This window comes from Phycisphaerales bacterium (genome assembly GCA_029268515.1).
GTDB lineage: Bacteria > Planctomycetota > Phycisphaerae > Phycisphaerales > SM1A02 > JAQWNP01.
Window position 1 is genome coordinate 140,517 of record JAQWNP010000014.1, and the last position, 20,620, is coordinate 161,136.

The 20,620-nt window shown below is 49.9% G+C and carries 16 protein-coding genes; 9 read left to right on the top strand and 7 right to left on the bottom strand.

Going from position 1 to position 20,620, the window contains the following annotated elements:
* Nucleotides 1-7: 7 nt before the first annotated feature.
* Both uvrA and P8J86_09790 read right to left on the bottom strand, forming a co-directional pair.
* Nucleotides 8-2,911, bottom strand: coding sequence for an excinuclease ABC subunit UvrA (uvrA, locus tag P8J86_09785; GenBank protein MDG2054985.1), 2,904 nt, complete (start codon nucleotides 2,909-2,911; stop codon nucleotides 8-10).
* 67 nt (nucleotides 2,912-2,978) lie between these two features.
* A complete protein-coding gene (locus P8J86_09790; GenBank protein ID MDG2054986.1) occupies nucleotides 2,979-4,112 on the bottom strand; it encodes a hypothetical protein in 1,134 nt (377 codons plus the stop codon).
* 272 nt (nucleotides 4,113-4,384) lie between these two features.
* Here P8J86_09790 and P8J86_09795 point away from each other — a divergent pair, with 272 nt between their 5' ends.
* The 6 genes from P8J86_09795 (at nucleotide 4,385) to P8J86_09820 (ending at nucleotide 14,441) form a co-directional block, all read left to right on the top strand.
* Nucleotides 4,385-6,625 carry an SPFH domain-containing protein gene (locus P8J86_09795; protein MDG2054987.1) on the top strand — a complete coding sequence of 747 codons (2,241 nt, stop codon included), beginning with the start codon at nucleotides 4,385-4,387 and terminating at the stop codon, nucleotides 6,623-6,625.
* Nucleotides 6,622-7,617, top strand: coding sequence for an SPFH domain-containing protein (locus P8J86_09800; GenBank protein ID MDG2054988.1), 996 nt, complete (start codon nucleotides 6,622-6,624; stop codon nucleotides 7,615-7,617). Before P8J86_09795 ends, P8J86_09800 begins: the two co-directional genes overlap by 4 nt.
* Entirely contained in the window at nucleotides 7,610-9,082 is a 1,473-nt protein-coding gene (locus P8J86_09805) for a hypothetical protein (GenBank protein MDG2054989.1), read from the top strand. The genes P8J86_09800 and P8J86_09805 overlap by 8 nt, the downstream gene beginning before the upstream one ends.
* 70 nt (nucleotides 9,083-9,152) lie before the next feature.
* A complete protein-coding gene (locus tag P8J86_09810; protein ID MDG2054990.1) occupies nucleotides 9,153-10,346 on the top strand; it encodes an ABC transporter ATP-binding protein in 1,194 nt (397 codons plus the stop codon).
* Nucleotides 10,346-12,397 (top strand): ABC transporter permease subunit, encoded by a 2,052-nt coding sequence (locus P8J86_09815; GenBank protein MDG2054991.1) that lies wholly within the window; start codon nucleotides 10,346-10,348, stop codon nucleotides 12,395-12,397. Before P8J86_09810 ends, P8J86_09815 begins: the two co-directional genes overlap by 1 nt.
* Before the next feature lie 10 nt (nucleotides 12,398-12,407).
* The gene (locus tag P8J86_09820) at nucleotides 12,408-14,441 is read left to right on the top strand and encodes a hypothetical protein (protein MDG2054992.1); all 2,034 of its coding nucleotides are present in this window, start codon (nucleotides 12,408-12,410) and stop codon (nucleotides 14,439-14,441) included.
* A gap of 4 nt (nucleotides 14,442-14,445) precedes the next feature.
* Here the strand turns inward: P8J86_09820 and P8J86_09825 are convergent, their stop codons facing one another.
* Genes P8J86_09825 through P8J86_09840 form a run of 4 tightly spaced genes read right to left on the bottom strand, consistent with a single transcriptional unit; the run spans nucleotide 14,446 to nucleotide 17,708 of the window.
* Nucleotides 14,446-15,120: a fumarylacetoacetate hydrolase family protein gene (locus tag P8J86_09825; GenBank protein MDG2054993.1), complete on the bottom strand. Its 675-nt coding sequence runs from the start codon at nucleotides 15,118-15,120 to the stop codon at nucleotides 14,446-14,448.
* Nucleotides 15,117-15,479 carry a membrane protein insertion efficiency factor YidD gene (yidD, locus tag P8J86_09830; protein MDG2054994.1) on the bottom strand — a complete coding sequence of 121 codons (363 nt, stop codon included), beginning with the start codon at nucleotides 15,477-15,479 and terminating at the stop codon, nucleotides 15,117-15,119. Before yidD ends, P8J86_09825 begins: the two co-directional genes overlap by 4 nt.
* Nucleotides 15,452-15,877, bottom strand: a complete 426-nt coding sequence (rnpA, locus tag P8J86_09835; GenBank protein ID MDG2054995.1) for a ribonuclease P protein component — start codon at nucleotides 15,875-15,877, stop codon at nucleotides 15,452-15,454. The genes yidD and rnpA overlap by 28 nt, the downstream gene beginning before the upstream one ends.
* 4 nt (nucleotides 15,878-15,881) lie before the next feature.
* Nucleotides 15,882-17,708 carry a chloride channel protein gene (locus P8J86_09840; GenBank protein MDG2054996.1) on the bottom strand — a complete coding sequence of 609 codons (1,827 nt, stop codon included), beginning with the start codon at nucleotides 17,706-17,708 and terminating at the stop codon, nucleotides 15,882-15,884.
* A 299-nt stretch (nucleotides 17,709-18,007) separates the two neighbouring features.
* Here P8J86_09840 and P8J86_09845 point away from each other — a divergent pair, with 299 nt between their 5' ends.
* Complete coding sequence (locus P8J86_09845; GenBank protein ID MDG2054997.1) at nucleotides 18,008-18,238, top strand: DNA-directed RNA polymerase subunit omega; 231 nt, start codon at nucleotides 18,008-18,010, stop codon at nucleotides 18,236-18,238.
* A 5-nt stretch (nucleotides 18,239-18,243) separates the two neighbouring features.
* Nucleotides 18,244-18,864, top strand: a complete 621-nt coding sequence (locus P8J86_09850) for a flavoprotein (protein ID MDG2054998.1) — start codon at nucleotides 18,244-18,246, stop codon at nucleotides 18,862-18,864.
* Here the strand turns inward: P8J86_09850 and P8J86_09855 are convergent.
* Nucleotides 18,861-19,262 (bottom strand): hypothetical protein, encoded by a 402-nt coding sequence (locus tag P8J86_09855; GenBank protein ID MDG2054999.1) that lies wholly within the window; start codon nucleotides 19,260-19,262, stop codon nucleotides 18,861-18,863. The genes P8J86_09850 and P8J86_09855 overlap by 4 nt on opposite strands.
* Nucleotides 19,263-19,441: 179 nt before the next feature.
* Between P8J86_09855 and P8J86_09860 the strand changes: the two genes are divergently transcribed.
* Nucleotides 19,442-20,563: a hypothetical protein gene (locus P8J86_09860; protein ID MDG2055000.1), complete on the top strand. Its 1,122-nt coding sequence runs from the start codon at nucleotides 19,442-19,444 to the stop codon at nucleotides 20,561-20,563.
* Nucleotides 20,564-20,620 lie beyond the last annotated feature (57 nt).

Genomic DNA, 20,620 nt, shown 5'->3' on the forward strand with positions numbered 1-20,620 from the left:
TTAATGGTTATGGCTTGGTGGCGAGTGGTCTCTTCTTTCGAAGTAATGGCTTAAGCACTTTTCCCGTATGGCTATGCCGGTTTTTAGCAACTTCTTCCGGAGTGCCCTGTGCAATAATCTCTCCACCGCCCGCGCCACCTTCTGGGCCTAAGTCAATAATCCAATCGGCCGACTTAATAATGTCCAGATTGTGCTCAATCACGACAACCGAATGTCCTTGGTCCGCTAGTCTTTGAAGCACTGCAAGTAGCTTCTGAATGTCAGCAAAGTGAAGGCCAGTTGTTGGCTCATCTAGTACATATAAAGAAGTCGATCTTGTCGGCACACCAAGTTCACGAGCGAGCTTGATTCGCTGGGCTTCACCGCCAGAGAGTGTTGTAGAAGCCTGCCCTAATTGGATGTAGTCCAATCCCACAGCAGTAAGACAATTGAGCATATTGGCAATTTTAGGATGCGCTTCAAAAAATTCGGCAGCCTGATCAACAGTCATTTGCAGGACGTCAGAAATAGTCTTGCTTCGATAGCGTACTTCAAGTGTTTCAGGATTGTATCGAGTCCCTCGACAAGATTCGCAGGTAACAAAAACATCAGGCAAGAAGTGCATCTCAATTTTCTTGACGCCTTGGCCTTGGCATGATTCGCATCGACCTCCTTTGACGTTAAAGCTGAAGCGGCCGGGCAGATAGCCACGAATTCCAGCTTCGCTCGTCTTTGCAAACACTGCCCGAATGGCGTCGAAGATGCCTGTGTATGTTGCGGGATTAGAACGCGGGGTGCGGCCGATAGGTGACTGGTCGACCTGAATCACGCGGTCGCAGAAATCTTGCCCTTTGATACGTTTGTGCTTGCCAGGTATCGATCGCGTGCTGCCCAATGATCGTTCAACAGATTTCAGTAATATCTCATTAACCAATGTAGATTTGCCTGATCCTGAGACGCCAGTTACGCAGATGAGTCCGCCAATTGGAAATGCTGCATCAATATTCTTGAGATTGTGCTCAGCTGCGCCAACAATTGTAATCGCCTTAGTTTGCTTTAACGGTCGACGTGATTGAGGTAGTTCAATCTTCCTTTTTCGGCTCAGGAACGCGCCAGTAATCGACTCTGAGGCAGAGGTGATATCTTCAATGGTTCCAGTAGCAACGACAGTTCCGCCAAATCGTCCTGGCCCAGGCCCAATGTCGACAATATGATCTGCGGCATTAATCATGCCCTCGTCATGTTCAACAACTATGACGGTATTGCCAATATCGGAAAGATGGCGAAGTGTCTTAATCAGCCGCGCGTTGTCGCGATGGTGAAGGCCGATGGTTGGTTCATCAAGAACATAGCAGACACCTACAAGGCCAGCGCCAACTTGTGTGGCAAGCCGTATACGCTGAGCTTCGCCACCTGATAGGGTGGATGTCGTTCGATTGAGTGTGAGATAGGAGAGTCCAACTGAAACCAGAAAGCCGAGTCTGCTGCTAATCTCACGCAACATAGGTTCAGCAATTTGCATCCGCTCCTTCGTGAGTTTGAGTTTATTGAAGAACACGGATGCTTCTTCAATAGTCATATTGCACACATCACCAATTGAACGAGGCCCATCGGGACCTTCTAGTCGAACATTGCTTGCTTCGACTCTTAAGCGGTTGCCGTCACACGTGGGGCAAGTTTGGCGATGCAAGTAAGCAGCCATTCGTTGTTTGACCAACTCACTCTTCGACTGGCGGTACCTTCGCATGAGGTTCGGAAGAACACCTTCGAACTTAAAGCCATATTTAGTTGTGTCTTGAGTGGTCGTTCCATCGAGAAGTATGCGGCGTTGTGTTTTGGTGAGCGTCTTAAAGGGAGTGTTGCGATCGATCTCCATGCTGCTGCAGAAGCGCCGAAGCTGCCGGCTGTAGTAGGTGTTCATCCTTCGCCCATTGCGTCGCCATGGATGAATGGCGCCTGTAGCGACACCTGCATCAGGATCAGGGATCACCAGGGACTCACTGAACTGGCCAACCGTGCCGAGCCCATCGCAATGTTTGCAAGCGCCGTAAGGTGAGTTGAATGAGAAGAGGCGTGGTTCCATTTCTTCAATACTGCAGTCTGGATGATCAGGGCATGCCAGCCGCTCGTTGTAGCTATGGGATTTCCATTTTTTTCCTGACTCAACCAAGGCCAGTAAGTTGCCTTCCCCAATTCGTAAAGCAGTTTCAATCGAATCAGCGAGTCGGTCGCGTGACTCTGTATTAATCGAAAGACGATCAATGACCACTTCAATGTCGTGTGCTGCATAGCGTTTGAGTTGAAGCGGATTGTCGCCGCCTTCTTTGAGTGCATCTCGTAAGTCTTGGATTTCACCATCTACTCGAATGCGGACAAAGCCTTGGCGCTGGAGGTCTTCTGCGACATTGCGGTGGTATCCCTTGCGTCCACGTATGACTGGAGCGCAGATAATCGCGCGGGTGTCTTTTTTGAATTTCAGGAGTGAATCAACAATTTGTGTTGCACTCGTGGCATCGATTGCCTTTCCACAGACGGCATTCTTTTTGCCGGCGTGACTATGCCAGCAGTAAGGCTGGCCACAGCGAGCGAACATGAGTCGAAGGTAGTCATAGATTTCAGTGGTCGTTGCCACTGTGGAACGGGGGTTATGTCCGGAAGAGCGTTGTGCGATGGCAATCGTTGGAGGTAGGCCGTCTATTGTCTCGACATCAGGCTTGTGCATCTGATTCAGGAACTGTCGTGCGTAGGCGCTCAGAGACTCCATGTACTTGCGCTGGCCCTCAGCGAAAATGGTGTCGAAGGCAAGTGAACTTTTACCAGAACCAGAAACACCGGTAATCACGATCAACTGATCGCGAGGGATCTCGACATTAACATTGCGGAGATTATGCTCTCGGGCGCCATGGACTCTAATTGAGCGATGTATTGTCATAAAAATAGGCCCCTGCTGAAAAGATCATAGGGCCGGCCGTCATCTTGGGAAAACAAAGGGCTGGAAGTTACGTGACTTGGCGGCGCTGAAAGAGAATGGTCGCTAGGCCAAGTGCAGCAAGAATGTAGAAGGCTCCATAGATGAGGATGCGCACCAGATAGCTGCCGGGTATGAGCCGCCCCTGCGTCAGGGCATCAGCGAGCCACATGACCTGAAAATTAGGGATGATTGCATAGGCAACCCAAGTAGCGCCCAGATCAATCTGCTCAGATAATGCTGCATAGGTTGTGAGCGGCACCGTGGCGACCTCGGTGATATGCTCCACTTGCTCCACCTCGCCGGTGACCCATTCCACAGTTCGGAAACTCACCTCATCAGTGGTATTGCCAGCAGCCGCTGCGCGTTCCATCCAAACTGACTGCACGGCTTCTATATGCCGTCCAAAGACCCAGTCCGACATCATCCCCGAGAAAAAGATCGCGATTGTCAGTGTGATGGTCAGGAGTTGGCCAAATCGAGTTGATAATGCAATGGCGACGGAGCTAAGCACCAGGACTGCGGCAATGACTCCGATGAGTGCGATCCACAGGCTACTTTTGAAGTCGGTACTGATTGGTTGGATGGTAAAGTCATGATTGAAGTTGAGGCAGAGGATATAAGCCAAAATCATCAGTGGGGTAGTGATGCATATCACCGTGCTCGTAAATACCAATCCATAGAAATAGTTGCACCAAACAGCCGCCAAGATTCCAATGGCCGCAGCTCCAACACCGAAGAGGACGATTGGCTCATGTACAGGATGGCGGACAGTTTGATGGGTGCCGTAGATCTCCATGAGCAGGAAGATCAGACCGAGCAGAAGGGTGGTAATGATGAGCGCCCCAGCAACGCCTAGGAACTTGCCAATGACAAAAATTGGCCGGTTGACGGGCTTTGAAACGACTGTAAGTACTGTGCCAGACTCAATTTCTCGACCGAGAACCGAAGTTGCGATGAACGCACTGAGTAGTGTTCCAGTCAGAAAAACTGATGCAAGCGAGATATCAACCAGCATTCGCTGGTCCTCATCCATTGTAAATGCTGAAAGTGGGCCGCTGGCCACAATCAATAGTGTTCCAATCACAATAAGGATGAACACAATGGGCTGGCGAATGCTCTCGAAGAAGGTGTTGCGAGTTATCGCAAAGGCCTGTGAGAACATGGTTTAGCTGCCAAATAAGAGGATTATGGGAGGCGGAGGTGACGTACTGAACTTAGAACCATACCTGTTTCTTGGTGACGTATCCCGCCAGTCCAAGGATTAGAGCCGATATTATCACGATGATGGCGTGAACATTCGATATCGCTTCTTACGTATATATTCCATCTATGGTTCTATCGGCTATACATCTCCAGAACGTTGGATAGCATCTCACTCGCTGGATCAAATCCGGTTCATCCTCTTCTCTCTAATTATAGGTCGCTAAGACAACTATGGCTGATTCAAATAATGCCGCCAATCAGGTTCGGGTGGACCACCATTCTTTTCAGCGAGCAGTAAGTGTCAGTGCACTGGGCTTCTTTTTGCAGGCTGGGATGGGTGTGACGCTCCTGGTTTTTGGCCTAGTGGCAGGTGATACAGCGTTTCTGTTCACATCGTATTACGTGCTGGCAGGCATCATTGTCTGGCTTGGGCTCTTAGTTGTTTTCTATCAGCACAAGCTCGAACGGCTTGAAGCGCTTGAAGAGGATGAGCTTACTGCGAACAGGCCCAGTGTGGCATCCGTGTTTGACGCCGCGGGATCTGAAGTTCGTGTTGCCGGACGGCGACTCAAACAGATGTACCGATGGCTCATGCCAGCGGTGAGTATTTTACTCGCAATTATTCTGGCACTTCTTGCTTGGGGGATGCTTCTCTACCTAAGCGAACCAAGTCTGGGTGGTGGTACTGCCAGTAATCTAAAGCTCACTGCGCATACTGGTTGGGCGATTGCAATCACAATTGCTTTTACCGCGATTGGTTTTGTCTTCTCTAGATTCGTAGCGGGTATGGCAAAATTGCAGGCATGGCAAAACCTACGGGGTGGCGCTGCATATATGGTGGGCAACTGGTTGGTGCTTACCGCCGTTGTTATTGGAATTCTGTTTCGCTTCTTTAATGATGTCGACGTTATTGTTGCTATTGCCTGGGCGATCCCCATCTACATGCTCTTGGTGGCGGCCGAGATCTGCCTGAATTTCGTAATGAACTTATATCGGCCGCGTATGCCCGGTGAAACACCTCGCGCGGCATTCGATTCTAAAGTACATAGCCTGCTCGCTGCCCCCGATTCTCTCGTTCGTTCAATGAACGAAGCAGTCAATTATCAGTTTGGTTTCGATGTATCGAGTACTTGGGGCTACCAGCTTTTAATTCGTAGTTTCATTTGGTTGATTGCACTGGCGATTGGCGCCTTGATTGTGCTAAACACGGTTGTTGTTGTGGGTCCACAAGATCAAGCTATTCGACTGAGGTCAGGTGCCATTGTGGGTGAGGGCACTGATCGTGTTGCTGACTCTGGCCTTCTTTGGAAGTTGCCCTGGCCCCTTGAATCAACTGAGTCGCGGAACGTTGATAAAGTCCAAATCCTTTCGATAACACCTCGGCTCAAGATGGATAAGAATGGCCAGCAGTATCTCAATTATGTCAATCTATGGTCCGACAAGATCGGTGATTACTATGAAGAGCCGCTTGAACCATTCCTTGTGCGTAGCTCTAACCTTCAGGATGCCGCGAGTGGTAATAGTGACAGTAATTCTGAAGATGAGCGGAGCAGCGAGTTAGGCGATAATTGGGCGCTTGTTGATGCTGAACTCGAAATGCGATATCAGATAAAGAAGCTGGAAACAGAATCCGAATCGTCTCTGGTTGACTACTTGATGTTCGCCTCAGATAAATTCGAAGGCAATGCCAAGCTGTCTACACGTGAGCGAATTATGAGACGTGTGGCAATGCGTGAAGCATTCAGGTTCTTTGCTGACCAGACGTTAGATGAGGCGCTTTCTGGAAATCGTGGTGCCATTTCCAGTGAACTACGTCGCCGAATTCAGGAACGTCTAGACGAACTGCATGCAGGGATTAATGTACTTGATGTGACGATGGCACTTGTTCGCCCAAGTGGTACAGTCGGTGAGGCATTTGAGGAACTCGCATTGAGCCGCGAGGCACAGCGGGAACAGATTGCGTTGGCTCGTAGAGACTCGTCTCGATTGCTCACTAACCAGATAGGTGGCTCTGATCTCGCTGATGAGCTCATTGAGAAAATCGAAAAATATAACGACCTCAAAATGGCCTATGAAGACGCGCTTCGGAACAATGAGGAAGAATTGCCTGTGGCGAAGAAGGACATTATTGAAGCCCGTCAAGAGATCGAGGCGATTCTCTTTGAGGGTGGAGGCTTAGCAGCTCAGCGGATTGCAGACGCAGAAACTGAGCGATGGGTTGCCCTCATGGATAGCCGCACGCAAGCGACGCGCGTTCAAGGGCAGCAGAAGGCCTATGCGGCAGCCCCGTCGCTTTATAGAGAACGTGGAATGATGGGGGCGCTTACACAGAATCTTGGTGGTGTCCGAAAATATGTTATTGGGCTTGAAGCAGATCGCTTGAATGTAGATCTGTCACTTACAGAAATGAACCCCTTACTTAACTTTAGTGATGCATTAGGGGAAGATTCAGAAGAGGGATCCAGCGAATGAGCAAGATCATAGGAATTTGTGTTGCTGTGCTACTGGTACTTGTCTTGGTGCTCTATGCGATTACCTATCAGGTTTCGTATCACGAAGTCGCAGTGCAGACACAGTTTGGTCAATCCGATGCAAAAGGTGTTCAAACTGAGCCAGGGCTAAAGTTTCGGATTCCCTTTTTTAGCACTGTTACGAAAATAGATCGCCGCCTTCAGCTTCATGACGCACCCCACGACACGGTTCAGACCAGTGATGGTCAGCAAATTGTTGTCCAGGCGTTTTTGCTCTGGAAGGTTGATACTGAAGACCCGGATGGGCCTTTGAATTTCTTCCGGAATTACGACGGAAACATGGACACTGCCAAGCAGATGCTCAAGAGTCAGTTTCGTGATGCGTTGTCTGTTATTAGCCAATATGAATACGATGAACTGCTTGGCTCAAATAGCAGGCTTGCGGAAGCAGAGAATGAGGTACTTGAAAAATTATCTTTCCTTAAAGAGGGTGGTATTCTTCCCGTCGCCGTTGGTGTTAATCAGATATCACTGCCGACCAAAACAGCTCGTGCTGTTCTGACACGTATGCAAGCATCACGCGATGCACTTTCGGAATCTGAACGCAATCGCGGTAAAGCTGAAGGAGAGCGCATTCGTTCTGAGGCCAGAGCGAAGGCAGATAAGATCAGAGCTTTTGCGCTTCAGAGGGCTCAGGAAATTCAGGCTGTGGCAAATGAGAGAGCCGCGGAGTATCTGGCTCAGATGAGTCAGGATGAAGAGTTGGCAATCTTCTTGGTCTGGCTGGATGCCCTTAAGACAGCCCTGTCTGACAATACAACCGTCATTTTAGAGACAGACTTTGCGCCGTGGCATCTGATGGATGGACCCGGTGGTGGAATTCCACAGCCAAGTCGTCCCATGAACACACCGACGCTTCCACAAGCGAGTGGTACAGCAGATTCATCGTCTTCGGGTGCGAATGCGTTATCCAGTGGGGTGACGAATGACTAATCCGAAAGATCATGACAATAATGATTCACCGGTGCTATCCGAAGACGTTCTTATCGAGGAGACTGAAAAGGAATCGCCGCGGAGAGAGGCCTCAGCTCAGTTTTCAGTCAAGTCGGACATCGGTGCAGAAGCTGCTCTCCGTGAAGCAATGGATCCGGCAAACCAGTCGCTTGCAGATGCAATGCGACTTACTTACCGAGTGCTTCAGTTTGTCATCATTATTTTGATCGCACTTTTTCTGATCTCGGGCATTACCCGAGTTGGGGATGGAGATATCGGGGTCGCTACGACATGGGGGCGTATCACAGATTCATCATTAGACCCTGGTGTGCATGTCGCCTGGCCCCAACCTATTGGCCGTTTTATTGTGCTGGGAGAGACTGCCAAGCAAGTTGCCATTAACGAAGATTTCTGGCCAATAAAACGCAAGGCAGGCATGACAGATTCTGAGCAGCTCTCTGAAGCGTCGACGCATAATCGTTTGCGGCCAGGTGAGGGTGGGTATGTCCTTTCATCAGATGGGGACATTGTGCATATGCGAATTGAGGCTAATTGGGTGATCAGGGAGCCAGTGGAATACCTCAACTCAGTATCAGATGCACTCGCTTCTCCAATTGTCGCCTTGGCACTTCGCCGAGCAGCAATACAGGTTCACGCGCTTTACGATATGGAGTCGCTCGCTGACGAGGTGGTTCGAGAAACGGTGAAAGAAGAGATTCAATCGAACATGCAAAAGATGTTGAACTCTCTGGGCAGTGGCATTCAGATTGTGAAAGTGGAGTTTACTGATGCGCCGCAGGCGCCGATGGTGCTGCAGAAGGACTTTGAGCAGTTTCAGGCAGACCGGGTTCAATCATCTGTTGAGATTGAAAGGGCGAAACAGGACGCACAAGAAATGCTTATTCGGGTTGCTGGTAGTCAGCATGCCAAGGTGACATCCCTAATTGAAGCTTATGAAGATGCGCTCGATACCTATGATGAAGAATCCGCAGATTCAATTATTCTCGAGGTAAATGATCTGCTTGAAAGCGACAAAATGGCTGGGGTGGTTGCAAGCAGCATTTCTGCTGCTCGTGGTTATCGATCACATATCGAATCATCCGTCGGTAGTGAAGCTCGGCGGTTTATGAGCCTGCTTCCGGCCTATCAAGAGAGCCCTGAACTTGTGATCTGGAATCTTTGGCAAGATGCTTATGAGAAAGTGATGGATCGTCCGGATGTCGAGATCGTTTATGTGCCCGATTCGCTTCAGACGATGAAGCTAAACATCAAAGGGTTGGATGCCATTCAGGAACTTCGCCGTAAAAACTTATTAGAACGAAGATTTGCAGAATCTATGTTCGATGGTATTGAGACCGACTTTCCTTATATTCTTCGTGCGAGTGATCAGAACATAGACGGTCCAGGCCGTCAGTTGCGTATCGACAGTCAAACAGGTCAGCTCAAAGGTCTTGGTGACAAATAAAATAGACTCAGGGTAGAAATCAGAGCATCGATGCAATGTGAGCCACAATTGAAGCGATCAGGGAGATAGCATGAAGTCATCAGTCGGTCCAACAACAGACAAGCTGGTTGAGGCCATTGGATTGACAAAGGTCTTTCGGGACTTTTGGATGCGCACGAAGGCTCGCGCTGTCGACAACGTTGATCTTGAAATCAATCGTGGAGAGATCTTTGGGCTGCTAGGGCCCAATGGTTCTGGTAAGAGCACCATCATAAAGATGGTGCTTGGTCTTCTCTATCGCACTTCAGGTCGCCTGTTGGTATTTGGTCGGGCGCCCACCGATGTGGGTATCAAGCGTCATATCGGATTTCTCCCAGAAGAGTCATATCTTTATCGGTTCTTGAACCCACGAGAGACGCTTGACTATTACGGACGGCTTTTTGGTCAAGATCGACGTACGCGTGTTCGGCGTACTGAAGAACTGCTTGAGATGGTTGGACTCTCACAGGTTTCTTACAGAGCTGTCGGTGAATTTTCTAAGGGCATGATGCGCCGCATTGGTTTGGCGCAGGCGCTCATCAACGACCCAGATTTTCTGATTTTGGATGAGCCTACCTCAGGGTTGGATCCTATTGGTACACGCCAGGTTAAAGATCTTATTGTCGAGTTGGGGCGAAGAGGAAAGACGATTCTCCTAAGCTCGCACCTACTCTCTGATGTTGAAGATGTTTGTGACAGGATGGTTGTCCTGTATGGCGGCAAGATTCGTGCTGAAGGAACTGCCGACGAACTTCTCTGTGACACCGAGCGAACCGTTATTCAGTCGCCTCGATTGAGCGTTGATACGATTTCTCGTATTGACGCCGTCATTAATGAACGTGAGGGCAAGGCCATTGAGAAGGTTCATGCACCGCGACAGAGACTTGAGTCGCTCTTCATGGAAATTGTTGAGAAAGCCCGCATTGAGCAGGTGGAGACTTCCGGGGCTCAATCGGGTGGTGCGACAGCGGAATTTCTGCGTGCAGATAGTGAGGCTGAAGGCGACGATTTGATTGATACCTTAAGCCAGGCAGAGGTTCCGGTTGAACTCTCGACTGAGATTGATGAACAGCCTGAGATGCCAAAGGAGCCAGATGTGCTTGAGGACTTGATGGATGAGCAGCCGCCCCAACAAGTCACTGAAGTTGTAGAGAAAGAGCCAACCGCCAAGGCCGACGACAATATCAATCGTGGTTTAATTGATGAGTTGATGGGCTCGAATGACGCAGAAGATCGGGATAGTTAATGGGTCGTTTCTCCTCTGGATATAAACGGGCTGCACGCTTTCAGTCTGAATTGTGGGTGAAGCTCACGCTGTCAATATTGGTTGCAGGTATTTCTGCTGCAATCTTTGTTCCCATATTGGTTGAGTCATATTCTTTTCGTGGTCGAATGATTCCTTTGATGCAGGAAATGTATTCCTCGACTGCAGAGGATGAGTCTCCGGCCATCTTCCTGGAGACTGGTGAGTACGTGTTTCAGGGGGTCACCTATGGTGGGCCTGAGTTTATTGAGTTTGCAAAGACGCAGTTTACGCCGGGAGGCGAGTTTGTAGATCCTGGTTCTCTTGCTACTTTTCTGCTGACGCGCTCAATTCCCGAATGGATGCCTAGTTGGTTGTTGGTTAATCCGGGGACGACCTGGCTATTGTTGTTTTGTATCTTTCTTTGGCTGCTTTTGGTGATCTGGCTGGAGTTAGTGATCCAATTATTGACGGTCGTTGTCGTCACAGCGGCAGCCATTTTGTTGGCGGCTCTATGTGGACTTCCCTCAATGGTCGTGGGCCTCGCCGGAATCGGGCTGTTAACATTTACATTTGCCTTACTCATGCGTTTGGCGATCTTATTTTGGGGCGGGCAGGGCCCACTGGCTGCGATTGCAAGTGGGGTACTGCGAGAAGCGAGCCGAACAAGGCTTAGTTTGCTCTTCATCATTATTCTCTTGGTGTTGTTGCCGTTGCTTCCAATGGCACTTGATTCGGAAAGCCCGCTGCGGTACCAGGTTCAGACATTTATTAGTCATAGTATGCAGCTGACATTTGCAATTGCAGCATGCTTAACACTTATCCTTGGGTGTGCGACCATTTCTTTTGAAATTCGAGATCGGCAGATCTGGCAGGTGATGTCTAAGCCAGTCGCTCGAGGGCGTTACTTGCTCGGGAAATGGCTCGGTATTATCACTGTAAACTTGATTCTGGTTATGGTTGCGATGTTGTCGATTTTTATCTTCATTCAGTATTTGCGAAGTCAGCCTGTTGCAGATGGACTTCAGGGAGAACTGGATCGACTGGCCATTACAGACGAGATTTTAACGGCGCGACTTCCGTCTTATCCTGACTACCCAAAGTTGTCCTCGCAGGAAGTGCAAGACCGAGTTGATGTGATGTTTGCTACTGACCCAGCCTTGGGTGATCAAGATGCAATGGCACCTCGTGACATGCGACGAATTCGATACGAGATTTCTCAGAACTTTGGACGAGGCCTTCGATCGGTCGCCCCAGGATTGGCTCGTGCATATATGTTCTCAGGACTCGGTGACGCCAGGCGGCTCTCTCCAACAGCGACAGTGCAGTTTCGTTTTCTTATTGATGCGGTTGATGAGCACAAAACCTATCAGGTTGCATTCCGATTTAACAACGATGATCGGACGCTGCGGCCAGTCACCTATGTGCCTGCTCAGACTCATGTGTTGCACATTCCAAGTGACTACATCAGTCCAGAGGGCGAGCTTTTGGTTGAGCTCATGAATATCAACAGGCCCAATCCAGGGAGTCGGGGCACCGGTGCCATTAATTTCTCACCAAATGACCTCAGATTGCTCTATAAAGTGGGAAACTTTGAACCTAACTTTCTAAAAGCAGTATTACAGACATGGATCAAGCTGTGTTTTCTCGCTGCTTTGGCTGTGGCTTGTGCAACCTTCCTGAATTTTCCAGTTGCTTGCCTCATGTCATTCACGATTTTTCTTGGAGCAGTGATGACACCCTACCTTGCGGGATCACTGTGGACCTATGCCCCCTCGGTATTTGTTCCCTTTGATACGTCGAGTATTGGTGGGATGGTACATTGGCTATTTGATCGCACAATTCAGGGTATCGCCAATACGATTGTTTTTGCTCTCAGTTGGTTTGGTGAGTATCAGCCTCGAGAAGATTTAGTTGAGGGACGGTATATCACTTGGATGTCGATAGGCAGTTCAATTCTTCGCATCGGTATTGTTTGGTGTGGAATCAGCCTTTTGCTTGGCTTCCTTGTGTTGCGGCAACGGCAGCTCGCTGTGTATAGCGGTTCTTCATAAAGAAAGGGCAATGAGCGTGACGCGAGATCGTCTAATTCAGTTTCTAGCCGTCGGCTTTACAGTCATATGTTTGGCTATTGGTGGAATGATGTTGCCTGGGATTCTCAAGCAATCTGCAGAGCGATCATTGAGGTATACGGATATTTCGGTAGAGGGTGCTCCACCCTTTGTCGCGTTGGGTACGGCGATGGGGGCGTTACGCGGTCTGATCGTTGATATTCTCTGGGTGAGGGTGAATATGATGAAGGAAGCAGGGCAGTTCTATGAGGTCATGGCTGATGCCGATCTCATTACGAAACTGCAACCCCGCTTCGCGCCTGTATGGGCATTTCATGGCCATAACATGGCTTACAACATTTCGGTTGCTACACATACGCTCGAGGAACGTTGGGAGTGGGTCAACGCTGGGATCGATCTCGTCCGAGGGGACGGTATTCGCGCGAATCCAGAAGACCTTAATTTGCATCGCGAACTTGCCTGGTGGTTTGCTCATAAAATCGACGGCACTTCAGATGATGCTCACAACTATTACAAGCAGAGATTTGCTGATGAATGGGATAAGCTTCTTGGCGAGCCACCCCGAGAGCAAGAAGAGCGAGCTGATTGGATGCAAGAAATCGCGGATGCGCCCAATCGATACGCTGAATTAATTGTGCAGACCCCAGAAGCCGGTGAAATTGTAGATCGACTTAAGGAAGAACTGGGGATTGCTGGGAGGCAGGAAATTGATCTCTATACAGACTTCACGACTCTTTCGGCGCGTTGGGAAGCAGTTACTGGCGGCTCTTTTTTAGCGGGCCAGGTTGGACTGGCCAATAAATTTGAACATGCGCCGTTGGAATTACGCATCTTCAAGAAATTGAGAGCAGATCCATCGCTCGATGCGGGATGGAAGCCTCTGCTGGCACATATTCGAAAGCGCCAGCTAATTGATCGTTACAACATGAAGCCAGAGAAGATGGCTGAGATGACGCGGGAAATTGGCCCGTTTGATTGGCGTCACCCACAGTCTCATGCCTATTACTGGGCGAGAATGGGCTCTGGTGATCGCATTGAAGTGAAGGATGATAACGGCAATATCTCTTTTGAATATAAGAATGAGAAGCGTATCCCGGATGAGGATGTCTACAAGATCATGAACAATGATCGAATTCTCACGCAAGCTATGTCTGGGCTTGCACGTACGGGCCTCATGACAATTGATCGTTTTTCAAATGAGCTTCCGACGCGTGCTCCGGATCCGCGCTGGATCGATTCAATTGATAACTCGTTTGAAGAACTTTACATTAAGCACTTTAATGCTCGTGGCGGCGGTGGTGAGACGTTCATCAACTTTATGGTGAACTTTATGGATGACGCTGTGCGTATGTATTATCGCTCGGGAGAACGAGAGAAGGCAGAGCAATGCCTGAGCCGTCTCAATGACCTATTTGGTGCCGGAGCAATGGATCCAAACAACTTTTATAATCTGCCTCTGGATGTTTACGTCATGCGGGAAACCAAGGAGCAGTACGAGGCTCAGCCTCACATTGCGCCCGGTGAAGTCATCCAATCGTTGCGATATGGTATTCGAGTAGGAATTGGCCGAGATCGACCGCAGGTGTTCAAGGATTCGGTGGCGTTTGCGGATCAGGTGAGAGAGTTCTTTAAGTCCAATGAGTGGTATGACTATGAGACAAAGTTTGGTGGTCGCATTACAGACTTGCTTGGGCCGCTTGAAGATGCGCTCGTCATTGCTTTCGCTCAAGTGATGACTGATCCCAGTATTACAATGGAAGAAAGAATGTCGATATGGTCAATGGTCGATAAGTACCAACCAGAATTGCGTGCTCGTACCTACGATAGAATTATGCCGGTTATAGAATCGCAGTGGGCGAACTATCGTTTGGGCCAATTGATTGATGAGAATGGTAAGGACAGATTCCCATTCGTTGAGGCTTTTACAGCGCCACCTAATCTGGATTTTGTAAGAGCTAAGATAGCTGCGGAGAGCAAGAAGAAGCGGGAAACCGAAAGTGAAATTCAGGCAATTCAGCGCAACTGATGATCTATTTATTGACGCTGGCGGCTGAGCGGACGGTATTTCGAAGAAGTCCGATCTTTTTAATTTCAATCTCAACAACGTCACCGTTTTCTAAATAGCTTGGTGGTGACTTCGCATGGCCAACGCCAGCTGGTGTGCCAGTTAATATGACGGTGCCTTTGAGGAGCGTGATTCCTGTTGAAAGCGTTGCAATCAGTGCTGCCACAGAGAAGATCATATTGTTTGTGGAATCGTCCTGAACCATGACGCCATTCACCCGCGTTGTAATCGTCAGATCTTGGGGTGCAATGTGGGCGGCAGGTACCGGTTCACTGAGTGGGCAGAATGTATCAAAGCTTTTGCCACGGACCCATTGGCCACCACTCCCTTGTTTTTGCCACCAGCGTGCGGTCACGTCATTGGCGACCGCATAGCCACTTATGCAATCCAGTGCGTCAGCTTCTTTGACGTCTTTTGTATCTCTTCCAATGATGACAGCAAGTTCGCCTTCATAATCAGTTTGTGTGTGTGGTTCGAGGCAGATTGATGGGATTACAATATCTTCGCCATTTGAGATCACAGATGCTGGGTTCTTCATGAACACAGTTGGTTTGTCTGGAGGTGTGCCGCCCATCTCTTTGGCATGTTCGGCGTAGTTTTTTCCGATCGCAAATATAGCCGGAGGCAGTGACCAGGTCATGGTGTGTTTGTTCCTTCGTGAGAATTCAGATCAGCGGAAGAAGTTTGTTTGTTGGGGGGGACGGGATCATATCCAAATCCACCAAGAGGATGGCAGCGGCAGAGCCGCTTGATCGTGAGCCAAACGCCCCGCCTTGCCCCATGCGTCTTGAGGGCATCGATGGAATACACAGAGCAGGTTGGTTGGAAGCGGCAGTGCCCACCCATAAAACTAGCAAATGTTGCTTGGTATGCTCGCACCATCGAGATCAGCATGCGAGCACACCACCCGTCAGGTGTTGATGTCGTGTTCTGGCTGTGCTGAAGCTCTGGTAAGACAATCTTGCCACTGGTCAGATTGACTTGTTCTTCTTGTTCCATCGTTGATGCAGCTTGGTCATGCCGTGAATAATAAGTCTTTGGTAGTCATGAGGTGCCAAGGTCTCGTTGGCTTGAACAATAATCATGACATCATACCGGGTCTGGCAATCCCATTGGAGATGCCGAAAGGCCTCGCGAAGACATCGACGGATGCGGTTGCGAGCAACAGCGCCGCCAATGATTCGTTTTGGTACGGCAAGCCCTAAGCGATTGTCTGGGTGTTCGTTAGGCTGAGTGATGATGCGAAGGGGATGGCAGGTCATGCCTTGCCCCTCTTTATAAATTCGATCAAAGTCTCGCTTATGAAGTAATCGCTTGGATTTAGGAAAGCAAGGCGAGGGTCGGTGGGGGGGCGACGACGCTGTATCAGATAGATTATCGAGTGGTGAAGCGGCCATGAGATCAGTCCTGGCTAAGCGCCGTTTGGTAAGTCGTCATGAGCTGGGCACGAGAGAGTAGTCCAAGAGGCTCTTCATGATCGCCGATGACGGCAAGTGCATCCACTTCATATCTGGCAAATTTAGCCATCACTACATCAAGCGTCTCGCTAGGGTCAACAGTGGGTAGATCGCGTCGCATGATTTCACTGACTTGTAAGAGCGGAATGGCTTCTCGGTATACAAGTGTCTCACGGAGGTCGTCTCCGGTCACAATGCCTCGATAGTGTCCATCTTTATCCGTGATAATGAAGTCAGTGGTGCCATCTTGCTCGGTCAGCTCAATAAGCGTTTGGGCTGTATCGTCGATGAGCACTGTTGTTGCCTTTGGTATGACGACGTCATCGACGCAGAGTCTTCTTAAAAGCGTCAGGTCACTCATGCGTCCGAGGCGCACGCCACGCTGCGTAAGTCGAACAGAATACATGCTTTCGCTAAACAAGAGTCTTCCAATAATGGTGCTAATGACCGCCGCAAACATGAGTGGCAAAATAATCTCATAGCTACGTGTGAGTTCATAGACGATGAGAATGGCGGTCAAAGGTGCATGGGTCGTTCCAGCGAGCATGGCCGCCATGCCTACCAGTGCATAATTCACTGGGTTGGCAGGTGGAATGCCTATTTCAGATAAGCCAAGTAGATTCACGAGGATGCCGATGCCAGCGCCTATTGCAGCGCCAATCAGAAGTGATGGAGCGAAGAGGCCGCCGCTACCGCCAGAGCCGACAGTAAGACAGGTTGCGATGAATTTTAGGGCGCCTAATGCGAGTAAGAGTCCCAGCACCTTCCACATAAGGGAAGGCACCTGGGAGGCGTGACTCAGCACGTCATCAATAACAAGATAGCCATTGCCAAAAAATGGTGGCATCTCAGCATTCTCGGTAGTGACCAAGATGTATGTGACTCCAAGAATGCTGAGCAAGGCTCCCCCAATGGCTGGACGAAGCATGGCGGGTACGGGTGCTTTTCCGAACTTCTGCTCCGACCAGACCAATGCACGGATAAAGCAGGATGCAATGAGGCCACAAAGGCAACCAAGAATGAGATAGTTGGGCAGTTCCCACATTGCAAAGCCAAGCTGTACTTCACTGAGGGCTTCACCTGGATCGAATAGCGCCCCCGTGCCAAACCAGTATTGTGTCAGCGCAGATGCCATTACTGATGCAATGACAATTGGTGTAAATGTTCTGAGCGAGAAGTCGCGTAACAGAATTTCCATCACGAAGAAGATGCCTGCAATAGGTGCATTAAATACACTGGCGATGCCGGCAGAAGCGGCGCAGCCGATAAGCGTTGTCGTATTCTGGGTGCCTATGCGCATCAACCTTCCAATGCCGGATCCAATCGCAGAGCCAATCGTGACAATCGGACCCTCAGCACCTGCCGAGCCACCGCTTGCGATGGTACTGGTTGCGGTTAACCATTTGCGAAGTGCGAGGCGCGGATCAAGCCGAGCTCTGCGGCGGTGAATGGCATAGAGCACTGTTGGTACGCCAGGTCCGGCAAGGCTGGGAACGATGACACAGGTGAGCCATCCTGTAATAAGGCCGCCAACGGTTGGTGCAAAGATGACAAACAAAAGGAGTCCGGTATTAAAGCCTTCCTTGAGCGTGTGCTCATTGGTCAGGGGATTACCCCAGGATTCAACCACTCTCAGCGGATAGATGAAGGCAGTTGATACACACGCCATCAGAAGGCCAATGAGCGTGGCCAGGAGAACTAGGTACCAATCGCGACGTAGATGGAGACGCGTACCTATCCGGCGAAGTCTGCTTGATAGGGTGATATGCATGTTTGGCTAGCAGTCTGAAAAAGGGTGGTTCCTGGCCACTTTTGTGGCTCAGCTGACGATATCGGCAGGTGGGGTGCCTGGGGGTGGAGAGTTACTCTGAGAAATCCGTTTTTAGGCCATGAGAGGCCGTAGGGGTCGACTGAACTGGATTTGGGCGATACACTGCTTGATTCTTGATTGAATTGAATTCTTTATTTTGGACCGGGCTATCGGGCTCAATAGCCCAAGGCTGCTGATCTTCTGTTTGTTGATTGGCATTTTGAGCGGTCCCTTGGAACTTAACTGGAGCGATATCTCCGATGATTGAAGCGCTCAAAAGCGATGAGATCGTAAAAAAAGTCGGTGGCCGATTCAAACTCTGCGCCCTCATCCAACGACGGCTCCGTGAATTGGTGATTGATGGGGCTCGGCCTTTGATCGAGCGCGACGGTCGCACGGATCTAGAACTCGTGATCGAAGAGATTATGCAGGACAAGATCACGATGGACTGGTCGGCCGGCGAAGTCATAGAAGTGGCAGTGAGTGAGTAGCCCTCATGGCAGCGGCTGGTCGAACTACTAGTCATACTGCAGCTCAAATTGATGAGTCGCTCATCGGCCGTCGTGTACTGGTTGGTGTGTGTGGTGGCATTGCAGCATATAAGACCGCTGCTCTGGTCAGTCGTCTTGTACAAGGCGGCGCAGATGTCACGGTGTTAATGACGCCAGCAGCAACCCACTTTGTTGGTCCGCTGACTTTCGAAGCGCTCTCGGGTAGGGCTGTTTACACCGACCCTTGGAGTCAAGTCGAATCACATGATCCACAGCACATTGCATTAGCTCGAGAAACTGCGGTGATGTTGATTGCACCGTGTAGCATGAATATGCTTTCGCGTCTGGCAAATGGGCAGGCAGATGATGTGGTGAGTCTTGTTTGTTCAGCTATTGACCGTAGGCAGCAGCGGGTTCTTGTTGCGCCATCAATGAATGAAGTCATGCTCAATCAGCCTGCAACTCAACGGAATCTAGCGGTCTTGCGTGAGGATGGTTTTATAGTCATCGAGCCAGAAATTGGGTGGCAGGCCTGCCGTGCTGTTGGCCCAGGTCGGATGCCAGAGCCGGAGTCACTGGTTTCGGTCATTGTTGAGCAGCTCGCGGCAATGGATTTAACCTGCTAGCTAAGGACCTCGCGTAGTTTCGCCCAATCTTGTGGCTGAGCCCAGATAAAGTATCCGAACTCTCCCTCGATCGTGACGGCATCAAGCCCCACGAGATTCAAGTTTGCAGAGGCGATCATCTCGAGTGTCCGAATCATGGCATCGCCGCGGTTGGCGCCACCAATAAAAAGGACAGATCCTTCTTCATGGGGAATATCAGTTGATCGCAGGAAGCTGCGGAATTGATCAGCTCGCTCAGGAATACAGTGAAAAACCGCCGTTGATTCTTGCTCGGCATGCCCACTGAGCCCAAGTAAAATGACATCCGCTTCACGAAGCCGAGCAGCAAATGAGGCGACCGCTCCGGGCTTGTGCTCCAGGGTGATCTTGAAGTCGATAAGCATTTTCCAGTCTGGCATATTCGTGTTCTCAGGGGGTTCTGTATTGTCCAGAGTCTAGCAGTCTTTCAGTTTCATGAGTTTGGAGGGTCTCATCGCCTTGCAGGCCGCTAGAAAGGCTGGTTAGACTGGTCGTATCTCGCCCTAGCGTCGGGACTTTCCTCGCAGCATACAGACTTTTCTGGAATAGGAACCCATCTATGCGTAGCAGTAGAGATTGCCACCGGAAACCAGGGGCAGCCCTTAAAACGGGTGTAGTTGTTTTCGTCTTGGCACTATTTGCGGGCTGTGAACTTGGTCCCCGGGCGATCTCCGATGGTCGTGAGAAGTTCAACAGAGCAGTCGGTGATAGCCAGTCTTCGATGCTCTTATTGAACTTAGTGAGGATGCGGTACCGTGATCGTCCCAGTTTTCTGCAGATCACCAGCATCTCTTCCAATCCACAGTTCTCAGGGACCATGGGGCTCAATTTTCGAGCGGGCGCCTCACCACAAACAGTGAACGGAAACCTGGTGCCTTTGAGTTTGGGTGGCACCTATTCTGAGAATCCGACCATTACCTACTCACCACTTTCTGGCGAGGCTTTTGTTCGCCAGATGTTAACGCCGGTTCCGCTCGAGACGATGCTTCTTCTTTTGCAGTCTGGCTGGTCAGTCGATCGAGTTATGCGCTTGGCGGTCCAAGAGCTCAATGATCTTCAAAATGCTTCGCCTGCAGCTGGGCCAACGCCAGATCTTCAGCCAGCGTTTGAGGACTTCTTGCGTGCGTCAAAGCTGCTTGAAGTACTTCAGCGTAATCGTGTGATTGAGTGGTCTTACGGAACAAAAGGGCAGGCTCAATTGCGACTTGTTCTTAATCATGAAAAGGCTGGTGATCTTCAGCGATTGCGCATGCTGCGAGATCTTCTGGGTATCTCTGGCGATGCCGTTGATATACCGGTCATTTATGCCGTGGGTTATGCAGATAATCAGACACTTACGATGGTCACTCGGTCAATGAATGACATTCTGTTTTACGTGTCTCAGTCAGTTGAGGTGCCACCAGAGGCGATTGAAGATGGTCTTGTGACAGTCACGCGGAACCTAGATGGTGAAGTATTTGAGTGGGATCAACTGAGTGGAGACTTGATAGATATTCGTTGGAGTCCGACCAAGCCGGAAAACGCCTATGTGGCTGTTTTTTACCGAGGTAACTGGTACTACATTGCAGATGATGATCTGGATTCGAAGACCACGTTCTTGTTAGTTGATCTCTTTATGGATCTGCAATCAGGAAGTGTTCAAGGTGCGGCGCCCGTACTCACTATTCCTGTATCTCGCTAAAGGCATAAAAAAAACGACGCCGGTTGGCGTCGTTTTTTTATGAAAGTTGTCACTGGA